Origin of the sequence: Kitasatospora sp. NPDC127067 (genome assembly GCF_042724755.1) — a bacterium.
In the GTDB taxonomy this organism is placed as follows: Bacteria; Actinomycetota; Actinomycetes; order Streptomycetales; family Streptomycetaceae; genus Kitasatospora; species Kitasatospora lactacystinica.
The window spans coordinates 1-16,157 of the sequence record NZ_JBHXEM010000085.1 but is presented as its reverse complement, the minus strand read 5'-3'; the positions used below and the strand labels follow the sequence as shown (position 1 = coordinate 16,157).

Genomic DNA, 16,157 nt, shown 5'->3' with positions numbered 1-16,157 from the left:
CCGACCGGCCGACCGCGCACCAGCGGTCGGCCGGTCCTGCGTTTCCGGCCGGTCTCGCGTTTCCGGCCGGGCACATGCTCCCGGCCCGCGGTCACCGGCCGGGCGGCCGCACCGGTGCCGTGCCGGTCGGCAGGGCGGCCGGCCTGCCCTCCTGGTCCACCGGTGTGCCGTCGGGGTAGCGGGCGCACTCGCTGCCCGCGCTCACCTCGAGGGTGTGGTACACGGGGTCGAAGCGCAGCGAGGCGCTCTCCGCGAGGGAGCCCGGGCCGGTGACCGGTGGCGTCAGCGTCAGGCTGGGGACCGGGGCGGACTCGTCGGAGGAGGCGACCGTCCAGCCCTGGGCGGTCAGGCTCTGCCGGGCCCGTCCCACCGCCTCCTCCCACTCGGACCGGGCGACCCCGGCGAGGGTGAACCGCGCGCGCAGGGCGGCTGTGCGGGGCTGGTCGGCGCCGGTGTCGTTCATGCTCTCCAGCAGGTGGGAGAGGCCCCGGGCGGGGCAGGCGTCGTAGATCCGGGCCGTGATCCCGTCGTCCGCGCGGTGGTCGGCCGCCGGCGTCACGTCCGGTCGCAGTGCGAGGGCCTCGTAGACGGTCTGTGTCCGGGCGTCCAGGTGCCGCGCGACGGCGACCGGGTCCGCCACGGGGTACGGCTTGCCCGTCCAGGCCTCCTCTGCCACCCCGTACGCCGTGTACCCGACCGTACCGAGCACCAGCACTCCGGCGGCCCCGGCCACCGCCGTGACCCGCACGGCCGTACGGCGGCCCGCCCCGTCCTTCGTTGCGCGATTCCTCATGATCACCATCGTCCGCCACCGGGCCGGCCACCGCGTGAGTACGGATACTCACCCGGCGACGTCGGCGTACTCGTGGTCGGACGGGGGCGGCGCGTCAGGCGTGGGCGGCGGCGCACTCCGGGTGGCCCCAGGAGCCGCCGACCTTGGTGATCTTGTCGCCCTTGGCGTACGGGCGGCTGCACGGGCAGGTGCCGGGGAAGCGGGCGTTCAGGGTGCGCGAGCCGCCGCTCCGCTTGGCGGTGCCGGTGCCGGTGCCGCCGGTGCTACCGGCGGAGGCGGCAGGCCGGGCGGTGCGCGCCCTGGGGGCCTTCGTGGCGGCGGCCGGGTCGGGGACCGGCAGGTCGGCGGCGGTGCCGGAGGCGTCCTGCTGGGTGCGGGCGGCGTCGCTGGCGGCCTTGTCGGCGATGGCGTTCAGCGGGTCGCCGTCCACCTGGTGGGCCGGCACGTACACGAAGGTGACGTCCCGGCCCTCCAGCAGGGCGTCGATCGCCTGGATCAGCTCCTGGTTGGCGACCGGCTTGCCGGCCGCCGTCTTCCAGCCGTTGCGCTTCCAGCCCTTCAGCCACTTGGTCACCGAGTCACGGGTGTAGGTGCTGTCCAGCCGCACCTCCAGCGGCGCCGCCGGGTCCGTCGCGGCCAGCAGCTGCCGCAGCGCCGTCAGCTCGCCCACGTTGTTGGTGCTGTGCCCGAGCGCGCCGGCCTGCCAGCGCCGGGGCGCCCCGGTGGCGTCCGCGACCACGTACGCCCAGCCCGCCGGACCGGGGTTGCCCTTGGCTGCTCCGTCACACGCTGCAATGACTCGTTCGACCATGCCCCGATCATGCCTGGTCGGACGGCCCGGAGCCAAAGTCGCTCAGGTGCGCAGCAGGAGCAGCAGCAGCGCCGCCGACCAGCTGAAGTTGGTCGAGCTGCGCCCCTCCCCCGTCAGCGGGTCGTAGTTCTCCCGGACCGGGCCGTCCCCGGCCAGTCCGGCGGCGGTGGCCAGCAGCCGCTCGACCGTCCGCCGGGCGTCCTGTTCCCAGCCGTAGCGGCGCAGGCCCTCGACGGCGAAGTAGGTCTGGTCGAGCCAGGCCAGGCCGCGCCAGTAGCCGGCCGGGTCGAAGGACGGCGAGCTGCGGGCCACGGTGGGGAACGGCATGGCGGTGCCGAACTCCGCCGGGTCGAGCAGCAGCCGGCGGACGGTGCGGGCCTGGGCGGCGGTGGCGGTGCCGGACCAGAGCGGGATGGCGCCCTCGATGCCGCGGCCCCGGGCTGTGAGCCGGGCTCCGGTGGCCAGGTCGGTGTCGTGGAACCAGCCGTCGGCCGGGTCGTACATGGTGTCGCGCACGGCGGCGTCGATCCGGTCGGCGCGGGCGCGCAGCCGCTGGGCGGCGGGCCGGTCGCCGAGTTCGGCGGCGATCAGCGCCAGGTGGCGGTGGTCGGCGGCCAGGTAGGCGTTGAGGTCGACCGAGCGCTGGTCGAGCGACCAGCCGAGCAACGTCCCGTTCGCGTCCCGGTTGGGGAGGACGCCGGCGGCGTCGAAGCGCGGGGCGTTGTCCATGCCGGACTCCCAGGCCGCCGCCTCCCGGCAGTCCTCGGCGCTCGCGTTGGCCGGGTCCACGGTGGCGCCGTACTCGCACAGGCCCTCGCCGAGGTGGTCCCGGGTGCGGTACCACCAGTCCTGGTAGGCGGTCAGCCGGGGCAGCAGCTCCCGCAGGAAGGCGCGGTCGCCGCTGCGCTTGTAGACCTCCCAGACCGCCCAGGCGGCCAGCGGGGGCTTGGAGTTGCGCTCGTTCCAGTTGCCGCCGCCGGTGGCCGGGTCGTTGTAGAAGACGCAGTCGGGGACCATCCCGGCGTCCTGCGGGCGCTCGGCGGAGCCCGCAGGCACCTGGTGGTCGAAGACCGCCCGGATCTGGTCGGCGGCGAGGCCGGGGGCGAAGGCGGCGGTGCCGACGGCCTGCTTCCAGGTGTCCCAGGCCCAGACCCCGCTGAACCACTTGTAGGAGAGCGTGGGGGTGACGGCGTCGTGCCGGATCCGTCCGGCCGGGCTGCGCCAGTTGGTGACCAGGGTCTGCACGCATTTGACGGCGGTGCGCCGGCGGGCGGCGGGGACGCCCTCGGTGGCCCGGGTGACGTACCCGTGCCAGCGGGCGGTGCCCTCCGCCGCGACCCGCTCCGGGGCGCGCAGCGCGGTGTCCGCCTCCTTCGCGGCCCGGGCGTACTCGGCCTCGGTGAAGGTGTAGCTCTCGGTCCAGTCCAGGGTGCGGCTCTCCCCCGGCGCCAGCCGCACCGGCTCGGCGAGTTCGGTGCGGTGCTCGTCGCCGTCGGCGCTCAGCACGACCCGCACGGGCCGGGCGTGGCGGACGGCGAAGCACTCGGTGCCGTCGGTGAGGTAGTCCCAGGTCTGCCGGACCTTGGCGAAGCGCACCTCCACGCCGCGTTCGGCGGCGACCAGTCTCGGCGCCTCGCGCTGGGGGCCGGTGGCGGGGCGCAGCAGCCGGCCGGTCCAGACGGCGGCCAGGGTCCGTACGGCCGGGCCGGTGTTGGTGAGGCGGGCCCGGAGCAGGGCGGTGCGGTTGCCGGCGAAGCGCAGTTCGAGGGTGAGGGCGAGACCGCCGCCGAGGTCGTGGGCCAGCCGCAGCAGGCCGGGCAGCGAGGTGCCGCGCGCGGGGGCGCCGGCGCCGAGGTCCAGGGGGCGGCCCTGTTCGGTGAGCTGGAGGCGGGTCAGGCCGTCGCTGAGCCACCACGGGTATTCCTGGGCGAGGTACAGCGGGCCGGTGAAGCCGCCGGGCCGGTCGGCCGGTCGGGGCAGGGCGTAGGCGTGCCAGGCGCCGAGGTCGGCGAAGACGGTGATCGGGTTGTTGCCGCGGGCGTCGCCGGGGTAGGCCTGGGCGGGGGTGCCGTGCAGGTCGAGGACGTCGGCGTAGCGTTCGGCGTCGAATCCTCCCTGTTCTTCCGGTCCTTCCTGGCCGTGGGCGGTGGCCGGGGCGGTCAGGGTGCCGGCGGCGGCGACCGCCGAGGCGGCGAGGAAGTGGCGGCGGGTCAGCGGGTTCACGGGCGCTCCTCGGCGGCGGGGAGTCGGAGGACGGCGGCGCCGAGCGGCGCGAGGGTGACGGCGTCGCCGGTGGCGGTGCCGGTGAGCAGGTCGGTGCCGGTGAGCAGGTCGGTGCCGGTGAGCAGGTCGGTGCCGGTGAGCAGGTCGGTGCCGGTGAGCAGGTCGGTGCCGGGCGCGTCGAGGGGCACTCGGCGCTCGACGGGGCCGTGGTTGAGCAGGAAGAGGTAGTCGGTGCCGTCGGCGGCGTGCCGGCGGGTGGCCTCGACGTCCTCCGGCAGGCCGGGCAGTTCGGCGCCCACCCCGGCTTCGGCGAGCGCCCGGTCGAGCACCGGGCCGGTGTCGGCGCCGAGGTGGCAGCTCAGGTACCAGGCGCTGCCGGTGCCCAGGCGGTTGCGGGTGACGGCCGGGAGGCCTGCCAGCTCGCCGGAGCCGTAGTGGGCGACGGCCTCGGCGGTCTCGGTCTCGATCCATTCGCTCCAGCGTTCGGCCCGCAGCCGGGTGCCGTCCGGGGCGAGGACGACGGCGGTGGTCGCGCCGTCCGGGATCGGCCAGTGCTCGTCGACGACGATCCCGAGCAGCTCGCGCAGCGGCCCGGGGTGGCCGCCGGGGTGGATGTGGTCGTGCCGGTCGGCGATGCCGCTGAACGGGCCGCAGACCAGCCGGCCGCCGTCCCGTACGTAGGTCGTGAGCCGGTCGGCAGTGGCGGTGTCGAGCAGGTACAGGTTGGGGGCGAGCACCAGCGGGTAGCCGTCGAGTCCGGCGGTGGGCGGGACGAAGTCGACGGTGACGCCGCGCTCGTACAGTGCCGTGTACCAGGGGCGGAGCAGCTCGGGCCAGCGCATCCGGGCGGAGGGGTGGTCGTCCAGTTCCAGGGCCCACCAGCTGTCCCAGTCGAGCAGGACGGCGGCCCGCCCGCGCAGCCGGCTGCCGGCGAGTTCGCCGAGGCGGCGCAGTTCGGTGCCGAGGCGCAGGGTCTCCTGCCAGCCGCGCGAGGCGGTGCCCCGGTGCGGGAGCATCGCGCTGTGGAACTTCTCGGCGCCGGCCACCGAGGCGCGCCACTGGAAGTGCAGCACGCCGTCGGCGCCGCGGGCCAGTGCCTGCAGCGACCAGAGGCGGTGGAGGTCGGGGGGTTTGGGCACGTTGACCGGCCGCCAGCTGACCGCGGAGGGGGCCTGTTCCATCAGCAGCCAGGGGCGGCCGCCCTTGAGCGAGCGCATCAGGTCGTAGTTCATCGCGGCGTTGACGTGGGCGCGCGGGTCGGCCGGGTCGGGGTAGGCGTCGTCGGAGACGAAGTCCTCGTGCCGGCTCCACTCCCAGTAGTCCAGGGCCTTGAGCATCGACATGAAGTTGGTGGTGACCGGGACGCCGGGCGAGACCTCGTCCAGGACGGCCTTCTCGGCACGGTGCAGGGCGAGCAGCGCGTCCGAGCAGAACCGGCGCCAGTCCAGCAGCTGGGTGGGGTTGACCGGGCCCGGCGCGGTGCGCGGCGGCTCGATCTGCTCGAAGGAGCCGTAGTGCTGCGACCAGAAGGCGGTGCCCCAGGAGCGGTTCAACTCCTCGATGCCGCCGTGCCGTTCGCGCAGCCAGCGGCGGAAGTCGGTGGCCGAGGCGGGGCAGAAGCACTCCTCGACGTGGTCGCCGTACTCGTTGTGGACGTGCCACAGGGCGAGGGCGGGGTGGTGGCGGTAGCGCTCGGCGAGGGCCCGGGTGAGCCGGACGGCGGCGTCCCGGTAGGCGGGCGAGGAGGGGCAGTAGTGCTGGCGCGAGCCGAACTCCAGCCGTACGCCGTCGGCGGTGACCGGCAGCAGTTCGGGGTGGGCGCGGACCAGCCAGGCGGGCGGGGAGGCGGTGGCGGTGGCCAGGTCGACGGCGATGCCGTGCCGGTGCACGAGGTCGAGCAGGCGGTCCAGCCAGCCGAAGTCCCAGCTGTGGGCGTCGGGTTGGAGCCGGGCCCAGGAGAAAACGCCGACGGTGACCAGGTTGACCCCGGCCTCGGCCATCAGTTTCACGTCCTCGGCCCACACCTGTTCGGGCCACTGCTCGGGGTTCCAGTCCCCGCCGTACAGCAGTCCTGGCACCCGGGTGAGGCGGTCCTTGGTCACGGTCGTGGTCATCCCTTCAGTGCTCCGCCCAGCAGGCCCGCCACGAACTGCCGCTGGAAGACCAGGAAGAGCACCATCAGCGGGAGGGTGGCCAGGAAGGAGCCGAGCATCAGGCCGGAGTAGTCGACGTGGGTCAGCCCGGTCAGCGTGTTGAGCGCGACCGGCACGGTGTACTTGTCCTCGGTGTTGAGCATCAGCAGCGGCCAGATGAAGCTGTTCCACTGGCCCATGAAGGTGAAGATCACCAGCGCGCCCAGCTGCGGCCGCACGCACGGCAGGACGACCTGGTAGAAGGTGCGCAGCTCGCCGGAGCCGTCGATCCGGGCCGACTCCAGCAGTTCGTCGGGGAAGTCCAGGAAGCCCTGGCGCATCAGCAGGATGCCGAAGGAGTTGGCCAGGAAGGGCACGATCACGGCCTGGTAGCTGTCGATCCAGCCGAGGCTGGCCATCATCTGGAACAGCGGGACGAGCAGCACCTGCAGGGGGATCATCATGGTCGCCAGGACCAGGCCGAGCAGCAGTCCGCGGCCGCGGAAGCGGTACTTGGCCAGTCCGTAGCCGCACATCGCGGACAGCAGCGAGCTGAGCAGGGTGTAGACGACCGCGATTCCGAGGCTGTTGAGCAGCACCCGACCGAAGCCGATGGTCTCCTGGAGGTGCGCGAGGTTGCGCAGCAGGTTGCCACCGGGCAGGAACGGCGGTGGGGAGTGGAACAGTTCGGAGCTGCTGTGGGTGCTGGCGATCAGCATCCAGGCGAAGGGCACCAGGCTGAGCACGGCGCCGAGGGCGAGGGCGGCGAGGACGGCGATCCGGCCGAGCCGGGCGGGCAGCGGGGTGCGGCCGGGCCTGAGCGGCGCGGTGGTGGTCATCGGCGGCGCTCCCTTCCGTAGAGCCGGAACTGGAGCAGCGAGACCGCCGCGATGATCAGCACGACCACCCAGGCGATGGCCGCCGCGTAGCCGAAGTCGAGCTGCTGGAAGCCGACCTTGTAGAGGTAGACCACGGGGGTGAGGGTCGCGTCGCCGGGGCCGCCGCGGGTCAGCACGTAGTTCTCGTCGAAGAGTTGCAGGGTGCCGATAGTGGAGGTGATGACGCAGAACAGCACGACCGGGCGCAGCTGCGGCAGGATCACGCCGGTGTAGGTGCGTACGGCGCCGGCGCCGTCGAGGGCGGCGGCCTCGTACTGGTCGCGGCCGATGGCGTGCAGTCCGGCGAGCAGGATCACCGCGTTGTAGCCGGTCCACCTCCAGGTGACCGAGCCGATCAGCGAGATCCTGGCCCAGGTGGGCGAGTTGAGCCAGTCGACCGGGCCGAGGCCGAGGGCCTGGAGGAACTGGTTGGCGAGTCCGCCGTCGGTGCGCAGCAGGACCTGGAAGACCACGGCGTAGGCGACCAGGGTGGTGATCGCGGGCAGGAAGAACACCGCCCGCCAGCCGGCCCGGAAGCGCAGCCAGGACTGGTTGAGCAGGACGGCGAGCACCAGGGCGAGGCCGATCATCACGGGTACCTGGACGGCGAGGATCAGGCCGGTGTTGACCAGGGAGTGCAGGAAGGCGGGGTCGTGCAGCATCCGCCGGTACTGGTCCAGGCCGACCCAGACGTCGGCGCCGTCGCGGCGGGCGGTGAAGCTCTGGTAGAGGCTGGCGCCGAGCGGGTAGGCGAAGAAGGCGACGAAGAGCACGGTCGTGGGCCCGGCGAACAGCCAGGCGGCGGTGCGTGGGGAGCGCCGGCGGCGGCGGGCGGGGGCGGCGTGGGCCGGGGCCGCGGGTTCGCGCAGGGACACCGGAGGACTGGTCATCGGGCCCGCCCCTACGCGACCGTTTGGCGGCCGGTCGCGGTGGCGATCTGGCGGGCGGCGGAGCGCAGCACGGTGCCCGGGTCGGCGCCGTTGTGCAGCACCTGGTTGACGGCGGTGGTGACGATGTCGCCGGCCTTGGAGTCGTCGGCGGTGAGCTCGACGGCGGGGATGTCGCGGGTGAGCCCGGCGAACAGCTGCATGGCGGGCTGGCCGCCGTAGTAGGGGGAGGGCTGCTGGAAGTACGGGTCGTCCAGGGCGGGGAGGTAGGCGGGGAAGAGGCCTTCGTGCTGCATCATCGAGGCCTGGTTGGCCTTGTCGGCGAGCAGGAAGGAGAGGAACGCCCAGGCCGTCTCCGGGTTCCGGCTCTGCGCGGTGACGCACAGGGTGGAGCCGCCGCTGTTGGCGGTGCGGGTGCCGCCGGGGGTGAAGGCGGGCAGTGGGACGACGCCGAACTTGCCGCTGAGGTCGGCCATTTCGGTGGTGAGGGTGCCGTCCCACCAGGCGGCGGTGGGGGTGGTGGCGGCCTTGCCGTCGTGGGTGCCGGAGACGAACCCGTCCCAGCCGTTCTCGAAGTCCACCAGGTCGCGGTCGACGAGCTGTTTCAGCAGGGTGAGGGCGCGTTCGGCGGCGGGGGTGGCGACGGCCACCTTGCCGTCGGTGAACCAGCGCTGGCCCTGTTGCTGGAGCAGCATGGCGAAGAGGCTGTCCTGCTTGGTGTCCAGGATGAGCAGCTTCCTGCCGGTGGCGGCCTTGAGGGCGGTGCCGGCGGTGACGTAGTCGTCCCAGGTGGCGAGGCCCGTCGGGTCGATGCCGGCCTGCTGGAAGAGGTCGCGCCGGTAGAACAGGGCGCACGGCCCGCTGTCCCAGGGCAGCGCGAGGACCCGACCCTTGGCGTCCGTGACGGTGCGCCAGGAGGACTGCGGGTACTGGGACTTGAGGTCGGAGGCGCGGCTGGTGAGGTCGACCAGGGCGTTCGGGAAGTTGCCGATGTAGGTGGGGAGTCTGTGGCCCTCGACGGTGAGGATGTCGGGCAGGCCGCTGCCGGCGCCGAGTCCGACGGTGATCTTGTCGTAGGCGTTGTCGTAGCCGATGTCCACCACCTCGACGGTCGTTCCGGGGTGGGCCTGTTCGAAGACCTTGCCGAGCCGCTGCATGGCCTTGGCGGCGACGTCCCAGGACCAGATGGTGACCTTCCCGGCGAGGGTGGCGCCCGGACTGCCGGTGAGCTGCTTGGCACTGGTGCCGCCGGCGCCGCCGGTCGCGCAGCCGGTGGCTCCGGCCAACAGCAGGGCGCCGCCGGCGAGTCCGGCGGCGAGGATCCGGCGGCGTGCCGGGCCCGACCTGAATCCGCCCTGGTCGACAGCGAGTTGGGGATGTTTTTCGTGCCGGGTTTCTGCGGACATCTTGCCTCCCGACTGGTGAATGCCGAATGCTGTATACAGAACTCAGCATTCACAACCCCGTCAAGGCTTGTGACTGAAATCGCGGAAGGTGCCAGCATGAGCACACGCGTCCCCCGAACCCACCCGTACATCCCCAACTCCGCCCCGCAGGTGAGGAAAGCGATGCTGGCGGCGGTCGGCGCCCAGGACGTCGAGGAGTTCTACGCCGACATCCCCGCCGCCCTCCGACTGGACCGCCCGCTGCGACTGCCCGAGCCGCTCGGCTCCGAGGCCCGACTGGTCGCCCACATGGAGGAGCTGCTCTCCCGCAACACCGCCGTCCCGCCGGGCCGCAGCTTCCTCGGCGCCGGCTGCTACCGCCACCACGTGCCCGCCGTGGTGGACGAGATCGTCAACCGCAGCGAGTTCCTCACCGCCTACGCGGGCGAGCCGTACGAGGACCACGGCCGCTTCCAGGCGCTGTGGGAGTACCAGTCGATGATGGCCGAGCTGCTGGCCGTCGACGTCGTCAACGTGCCGACGTACGACGGCTTCCAGGCCGCCGCCACGGCGCTGAGGATGGCCGGACGGGTCACCGGGCGGCGCCGGCTGGTGCTGGTCGGCGCGATCGACCCGGACCGGCTCTCCCGGATCCACGACTACGTCCGGGGCGTCCACGAGCTGGTGCCCGTCCCCGCCGAGCCCGCCGCCGTCCGGGCGGCCCTGGCCGAGGGCGACGCGGCCGCCGTCTACGCCCAACTCACCGACCACGACGGCCTGGTGGACCACGAACTGCCGCAGTACATCGAACTCGCCCACGGCGCCGGGGCGCTGGCCGTCGTCCACGTCAACCCGATCAGCCTCGGCGTGCTCGCCCCGCCCGCCGAACTCGGCGCCGACCTCACCTGCGGCGACCTCCAGCCGCTCGGCATCCACCCCGGCTACGGCGGCGGCAACGCGGGCTTCATCGGCAGCCCCGACGACGAACGCCTGGTCGCCGAGTACCCCAGCCGGCTCTTCGGGCTCACCCCCACCGACGTCCCCGGCGAGTACGGCTTCGGCGACGTCGCCTACGAGCGCACCTCCTTCGCGCTGCGCGAGGAAGGCAAGGAATGGGTCGGCACCGCCGCCGCCCTGCACGGCATCGCCGCCGGGGTCTACCTCGCGCTGATGGGCCCGCACGGCATGCGGGAGATCGGCGCGACGATCCTCGCCAACACCGCCTACGCCCGCCGACGCCTCGCCCTCGTCCCCGGCATCGACCTGGCGGACCCGCAGGCCGTGCACTTCGCCGACTTCACCGTCCGCTACACCGGCGAGCGCACCGCCGCCGAGATCTCCGAGGCGCTGCTCGCCCACGGCCTGCACGGCGGCACCCCGGCCGGCCCCCACGAGGGCCGCTACTGCGTGACCGAGTTGCACACCCGGGCCGACATCGACCGCCTCGCCGACGCGCTTGAGGAGATCGTCAAGTGACGAACCACCCGAACAACGGGTCCGTGGACCCGCGGATCGCTCCCAAACCCGCCCTGCGCCGCTTCCACCAGGCCCGCTGGGACGAGAAGCTGATCTTCGAGCTCGGCGCGCCCGGCGAGCGCGGCGTCCTGCCCCCGCTGCCCGAACCCGCCGTCACCACCGCCGTCGGCGACCCGGCCGAACGGCTGCCCGCCGCACTGCGCCGCAGCGCCCCGCCCGCCCTGCCCGAACTCGGCCAGCAACAGGTGCTCCGGCACTACCTGCGGCTCTCCCAGGAGAACCTCGGCGCCGACCTCAACGTCGACGTCGGCCAGGGCACCTGCACCATGAAGTACAGCCCCAAGGTCAACGACACCTTCGTCCGCGACCCCAGGATCGCCGCCCTGCACCCCGCACAGGACGCCTCCACCGTCCAGGGCGTCCTCGAACTCGTCCACCGGCTGGAGCAGCTGCTCAAGGAGATCTCCGGCATGGACCGGGTCAGCCTCCAGCCCGGCGCGGGCTCGGCGGCGATCTGGACCAACGTCTCGGTGATCCGCGCCCACCACGCCGCGCGCGGCGAGCTGGAGCAGCGCGACGAGATCATCACCACCGCCTTCTCCCACCCCTCCAACGCCGCCTGCGCCAAGACCGCCGGCTTCCGGGTGATCACCCTGCACCCCGACGCCGACGGCTACCCCGACATCGAGGCGCTGCGCGCCGCCGTCGGCCCGCGCACCGCCGCACTGCTCATCACCAACCCCGAGGACACCGGCATCTACAACCCCCGGATCGCCGAGTTCGTCCGGATCGTCCACGAGGCCGGCGGCCTGTGCGCCTACGACCAGGCCAACGCCAACGGCATCCTCGGCATCACCCGGGCCCGCGAGGCCGGCTTCGACCTGTGCCACTTCAACCTGCACAAGACCTTCTCCACCCCGCACGCCTGCGGCGGCCCGGCCGCCGGCGCCTGCGGCGTCACCGCCGAGCTGGCACCCTACCTGCCGCGCCCCACCGTCGAGTTCGACGGCGAGCGGTACGTCCTGGACGACGACCGGCCGGACTCGATCGGCAAGATCCGCCCCTACCTGGGCGTCGTCCCGAACCTGGTGCGCGCCTACGCCTGGATCACGGCCCTGGGCGCCGAAGGGCTGCGCGAGGCCGCCGAGACCGCCGTCCTCAACAACAACTACCTCCTGCACCGGGTACGGCAGATCCGCGGCGTCTCCGTCCCCTACGCCGAGGGGCGCCCCCGGGTCGAACAGGTCCGCTACAGCTGGCAGCAGCTCAACGAGGACACCGGCCTGCACAGCGAGGACCTCGGCTACCGCGCCGCCGACTTCGGCACCCACTACTGGACCAGCCACCACCCGTACGTCGTCCCCGAGCCGATGACCCTGGAGCCCACCGAGTCCTACTCCCGGGCCGACCTGGACGAGTACGCGGCCATCCTCGCCGAGGTGGCCCGCGAGGCGTACGAGGACCCGGAGACCGTCCGCACCGCGCCGCACAACTCCACCGTGCACCGGATCCGGCACGAGCCCCTGGACGACCCGGCGGTCTGGGCGGTCAGCTGGCGCGCCTACCGCCGCAAGGTCCTCGGCGAGCAGCCGTGACCACCGCCCCGAGCGCCCGGATCGGGCTCGTGGTCAACCCGGTCGCCGGCCTCGGCGGCCGGGTCGGCCTCAAGGGCAGCGACGGCGCCGAGGTCCAGCGACGGGCCCTGGCGCTCGGAGCCCGCCCGCAGGCCATCGCCCGGGCCGCGCTGACCCTCCGCCGGCTGCCGCCCGACGTGGAGCTGATCACGGCCGACGGCACGATGGGCGCCGACGCCGCCCGGGCCGCCGGCCGCACCGCACGCGTCGTCCACCGGCCCGGCGCGGCGGACACCACCGCCGACGACACCCGGGCCGCGGTGCGCGCCCTCGTCGCGGCCGGCGCCGGACTGCTGCTGTTCTGCGGCGGCGACGGCACCGCCCGCGACGTCCTCGACGCCCTCGGGCCCGAGCCCCGCCTGCCCGTGCTCGGCATCCCGGCCGGGGTCAAGATGCACTCCGCCGTGTTCGCCGTCCACCCCCGGGCCGCCGCCGAGGTCGCGGCGGCCTGGGCCACCGGCCGGGGCGTGCGCCTGGAGGACGCCGAGGTGGTGGACCGGGACGAGGCCGCGCTGCGGGCCGGCCGGGTCTCCGCCCGGCTCCACGGCCGGCTGACCGTCCCGGTGCTGCCCGCCCGGGTGCAGCAGCGCAAGACCGGCAGCTCCGGACCCGACCCGGGGACACCCGCCGGCCTCGCCGCCGAGGTCGCCGAACGGGTCGGCCCCGGCGGGCTGCTGCTCCTCGGACCCGGCAGCACCACCCACGCGGTGGCCACCGCGCTCGGCGCGCCCGGCGCCAGCCTGACCGGCGTCGACCTGCTCCGACTCGGCCCCGGCAGCGCCCTCGGGCCCGGCCGCTCCGACGGCCTCGCCACCGCCGCCCGGATCCTGATCCGCGACGCCCGGGCCGACCAGCTGCGCGCCCTGCCCACCGCCCCCCACATCGCCCTCTCCCCGATCGGCGGCCAGGGCTTCCTGCTCGGCCGCGGCAACCAGCAGCTCACCCCCGAGCTACTGCGCGCCGCGGGCCGGGAGAGGCTGCTGGTGCTCGCCACCGAGGCGAAGCTCGCCGCCCTGGCCGGGCGCCCGCTGCTGCTCGACACCGGCGACCCCGACCTGGACGACGCCCTCGCCGGCCACGTCCGGGTGATCACCGGCCGCCGCTCCGGCGCCGTGTACCGCCTCTCCGCCTGACCCCTGTAGAGGAGTTCCCCATGATCGACCTGCACGGCAAGCGCGCGATCGTCACCGGCGCCGCCTCCGGCATCGGCCGGGCCACCGCCGCCCTGCTCGCCGAACTCGGCGCGGCCGTCGTCCTCGCCGACCTCGACACCGAACGCGGCGAACGGGCCGCCAAGGAGATCGGCGGCACCTTCGTCCGCTGCGACGTCTCCCGGCGCGCCGACTGCGAACAGGCCGTGCGCACCGCCGTCGAACAGCACGGCGGCGTCGACGTGCTGTTCAACAACGCCGGCATCATCCGCCGCTCCACCGTCACCGGGATCAGCGACGAGGACTGGGACCTGGTGATGGCCGTCAACGTCCGCTCGATCATGCTGCTCAGCGGACTCGTGGTGCCGCTGATGGCCGCTAACGGCGGCGGCAGCATCGTCAACACCGGCTCCGGCTGGGGCATCAGGGGCGGCGGCCGGGCCGTCTCCTACTGCGCCTCCAAGGGCGCCGTGGTCAACATGACCCGGGCGATGGCCATCGACCACGGCCCGGACAACATCCGGGTCAACTGCGTCTGCCCGGGCGACACCGACACCGGCATGCTCGCCGAGGAGGCCCGCCAGCTGGGCGAGAACCCGGACGCCTTCTACACCGACGCCGCCGACCGCCCGCTCGGCCGGATCGGCCAACCCCGGGACATCGCCCAGACCGTGGCCTTCCTGGCCAGCGACGCCGCCGCCTTCGTCAGCGGCGCGGTCATCGCCGTGGACGGCGCCGGCACCGCCTGACGCCCGCGAACCGTACAGCACCGCAACCCCGTACGACGGCCGGGCGACGGCACGCGTCGCCCGGCCGGTACGCTACGGACCGAGGAAGAAGGGACGTTTGATGGCGATCGAGCGGCGGCCGCTGCGCGAGCAGGTGAAGGACGAACTCCTGGAGCAGCTCGGCCGCGGCCGGTTCACCCCCGGCGAGTCGATCAACGAGGTCCAGCTCGCCGAGGAACTGGGCGTCAGCCGAACCCCCCTGCGCGAGGCCCTGATCAGCCTGGAACGCGAGGGCATCATCACCAGCGAGCGCGGCAAGGGCTTCCGCTTCGCCCCCACCGGCAAACAGGAGTTCCTCGACCTCACCGCGATCGTGATCGCCCTGGAGTCGCTGGCCCTGCGCACCTCCGACCCGGCCCACCTGGCCGAGATCGCCCCCAGGCTGCTCGCCGAGGCCCGCGCCTTCTCCGCCCCCCAGGCCCCGCACGGCACCATAGAGCGCTACGACGACGCCTGGCACGCCCTGCTGCTCTCCGGCTGCGCCAACGCCCGGCTGCGCGAGATGATCGAGTCGCTGAAACTCACCCTGCACCGCTACGAGCGGGTGGTGGTCGGCGACCACGAGATCCTGGAACGCGCCGCCGAGGAGCACGAGCGGATCGCCCAGTGCCTGCTCGAAGGCGACGTCGACCAGGCCGTCACCGCGCTGGAGGCCAACTGGACCAGCGGCATGGAACGCATCCTGGACCGCCTGCCCCCGGTCGCCGCGCTCTGAACCCGGCGCCCTCAACCCGGGGCTCCCAACCGGGCGCCCTGGAACCTGCGCTCTGAATCCGGGGTTCTGAACCCGGTCCGCTCGTCAGTCGAGCACCTCGGCGACGCCCGGGGTGAGCCAGTGCAGCCGGTCGGCCAGGCCCGCCGCCGCGAACCGTGCGGCGGTCTCCGTCCGCCCCTCGGTGAAGTGCTGCCACGAGGTGTAGTGGACGGGCACGACCCGGCGGGCTCCGAGCGAGGCGGTGAGCGCGGCGGCCTGCGCCGCGTCCATGGTGATCAGCTCGCCGCCGCCGAAGGCCTCGATCCGCCTCCGGTCAGCGCCGCATCCCGTCAGCGCCGCATCAGGCCACGGCCCCCGGCGCAGGCCCTACGCCCCTGGTCCGACCACCCCCGGGACCAACGCCCGATTGCCTCTCCGCCGCCTCCCCGCAGCATGATGGCCCGCATGATCGGCAAGTGGATCGACTGCCGGGTTCGGCCCGGAGCACGCGAGGCGTTCGCCGCCGGACAGCGCCGCTGGTCGGCGATCTCCGACCAGCCGGGCCTGGTCGGCCAGACCGGCGGCTGGGCACCCGGCGCCGACCGCGCCCTGCTGCTCGCCCTGTGGAGCGACGAGCCCGCGTACACCCGCTTCATGCGCGAGCGCCACGACCGGGCCGCCGCCCACGCCGACCAGCGCTCCAGCTGCACGGGGATCGAGGTCGCTACCGGCCCGGTCGTCCTCACCATGCCGGGCGCGGCCCCCTCCCTCCCCGCCGCCCTCGCCCGCGCCACCGTCCTGCGCGCCGCCGACTGCCGACTCCACCCCGGCCGCGCCGACCACTTCCTCGACGTCCAGCGCGAACTCTGGGCCCCGGGCATGGCGGCGGCGGACGGCATGCTGGGCGGCACCGTCACCCGCCTCACCCCCGAGCGCCACCTCGTCACCACCCTCTGGACCACCCCCGCCGCCCACCACGCCTACGCCACCCACCACCTCCCGGCCCTGCTCGCCCGCGCCGGCGTCCCCACCGACGTCCACACCCTGACGGGCCACCTGCTCCCCCTCGAACCGTCCTGGCACATCGGGGCCAGCGCCTGAACCACCGCCATGTCCGGCAAGAACGCACCGGTCGGGCTGCTCGACACGCGGGCGCGGCGGACGTGCCGGCCGGGGCCGCCCGGGGGGGGGGGTGGTGTCGGTGGCCGGGGCCGCCGGGAGCGCCCCCGTCGGCCCCGGCGGGTGCTCAGTGCCCGGGTGGGTGCCGCATCCCGCCGCCCGGTGGGGCGGTCCGCTGCTCCGGAT

Annotated in this window: 14 protein-coding genes; 6 read left to right on the top strand and 8 right to left on the bottom strand. The window is 74.0% G+C overall.

Annotation, left to right across the window (positions count from 1 at the left end; all coding sequences use genetic code 11):
• Positions 1 to 91 precede the first annotated feature (91 nt).
• From ACFWJ4_RS28270 to ACFWJ4_RS28240, 7 genes are all read right to left on the bottom strand, one after another.
• Entirely contained in the window at positions 92 to 793 is a 702-nt protein-coding gene (locus ACFWJ4_RS28270) for a hypothetical protein (protein WP_380548549.1), read from the bottom strand.
• Between the two features lie 94 nt (positions 794 to 887).
• Positions 888 to 1,604: a ribonuclease H gene (locus ACFWJ4_RS28265; RefSeq protein ID WP_380548547.1), complete on the bottom strand. Its 717-nt coding sequence runs from the start codon at positions 1,602 to 1,604 to the stop codon at positions 888 to 890.
• Between the two features lie 42 nt (positions 1,605 to 1,646).
• A complete protein-coding gene (locus ACFWJ4_RS28260; protein WP_380548544.1) occupies positions 1,647 to 3,827 on the bottom strand; it encodes a trehalase family glycosidase in 2,181 nt (726 codons plus the stop codon).
• On the bottom strand, positions 3,824 to 5,941 hold the full coding sequence (locus ACFWJ4_RS28255; RefSeq protein WP_380548541.1) for a beta-galactosidase: 2,118 nt from the start codon (positions 5,939 to 5,941) through the stop codon (positions 3,824 to 3,826). The genes ACFWJ4_RS28260 and ACFWJ4_RS28255 overlap by 4 nt, the downstream gene beginning before the upstream one ends.
• Entirely contained in the window at positions 5,938 to 6,798 is an 861-nt protein-coding gene (locus ACFWJ4_RS28250) for a carbohydrate ABC transporter permease (protein ID WP_380548538.1), read from the bottom strand. The genes ACFWJ4_RS28255 and ACFWJ4_RS28250 overlap by 4 nt, the downstream gene beginning before the upstream one ends.
• Positions 6,795 to 7,727 (bottom strand): carbohydrate ABC transporter permease, encoded by a 933-nt coding sequence (locus ACFWJ4_RS28245; RefSeq protein ID WP_380548535.1) that lies wholly within the window; start codon positions 7,725 to 7,727, stop codon positions 6,795 to 6,797. The genes ACFWJ4_RS28250 and ACFWJ4_RS28245 overlap by 4 nt, the downstream gene beginning before the upstream one ends.
• Positions 7,728 to 7,738: 11 nt before the next feature.
• Positions 7,739 to 9,130: an ABC transporter substrate-binding protein gene (locus tag ACFWJ4_RS28240; protein WP_380548532.1), complete on the bottom strand. Its 1,392-nt coding sequence runs from the start codon at positions 9,128 to 9,130 to the stop codon at positions 7,739 to 7,741.
• Positions 9,131 to 9,226: 96 nt separating this feature from the next.
• On the opposite strand from ACFWJ4_RS28240, the gene gcvPA reads away from it, so the two are divergent.
• The 5 genes from gcvPA (at position 9,227) to ACFWJ4_RS28215 (ending at position 14,873) form a co-directional block, all read left to right on the top strand.
• Positions 9,227 to 10,585 (top strand): aminomethyl-transferring glycine dehydrogenase subunit GcvPA, encoded by a 1,359-nt coding sequence (gene gcvPA, locus ACFWJ4_RS28235; RefSeq protein ID WP_380548529.1) that lies wholly within the window; start codon positions 9,227 to 9,229, stop codon positions 10,583 to 10,585.
• Complete coding sequence (gene gcvPB / locus ACFWJ4_RS28230) at positions 10,582 to 12,180, top strand: aminomethyl-transferring glycine dehydrogenase subunit GcvPB (RefSeq protein WP_380548526.1); 1,599 nt, start codon at positions 10,582 to 10,584, stop codon at positions 12,178 to 12,180. Before gcvPA ends, gcvPB begins: the two co-directional genes overlap by 4 nt.
• Positions 12,177 to 13,352: an ATP-NAD kinase family protein gene (locus ACFWJ4_RS28225; protein WP_380548523.1), complete on the top strand. Its 1,176-nt coding sequence runs from the start codon at positions 12,177 to 12,179 to the stop codon at positions 13,350 to 13,352. The genes gcvPB and ACFWJ4_RS28225 overlap by 4 nt, the downstream gene beginning before the upstream one ends.
• A 20-nt stretch (positions 13,353 to 13,372) precedes the next feature.
• Complete coding sequence (locus tag ACFWJ4_RS28220) at positions 13,373 to 14,119, top strand: SDR family NAD(P)-dependent oxidoreductase (protein ID WP_380548520.1); 747 nt, start codon at positions 13,373 to 13,375, stop codon at positions 14,117 to 14,119.
• A gap of 100 nt (positions 14,120 to 14,219) precedes the next feature.
• Complete coding sequence (locus ACFWJ4_RS28215) at positions 14,220 to 14,873, top strand: GntR family transcriptional regulator (RefSeq protein ID WP_380548517.1); 654 nt, start codon at positions 14,220 to 14,222, stop codon at positions 14,871 to 14,873.
• An 84-nt stretch (positions 14,874 to 14,957) separates the two neighbouring features.
• On the opposite strand, the gene ACFWJ4_RS28210 is transcribed toward ACFWJ4_RS28215, so the two are convergent.
• Complete coding sequence (locus tag ACFWJ4_RS28210) at positions 14,958 to 15,143, bottom strand: hypothetical protein (RefSeq protein WP_380548515.1); 186 nt, start codon at positions 15,141 to 15,143, stop codon at positions 14,958 to 14,960.
• A 174-nt stretch (positions 15,144 to 15,317) separates the two neighbouring features.
• Here ACFWJ4_RS28210 and ACFWJ4_RS28205 point away from each other — a divergent pair, with 174 nt between their 5' ends.
• On the top strand, positions 15,318 to 15,953 hold the full coding sequence (locus ACFWJ4_RS28205; protein WP_380548512.1) for a DUF4937 domain-containing protein: 636 nt from the start codon (positions 15,318 to 15,320) through the stop codon (positions 15,951 to 15,953).
• Positions 15,954 to 16,157: the final 204 nt, after the last annotated feature.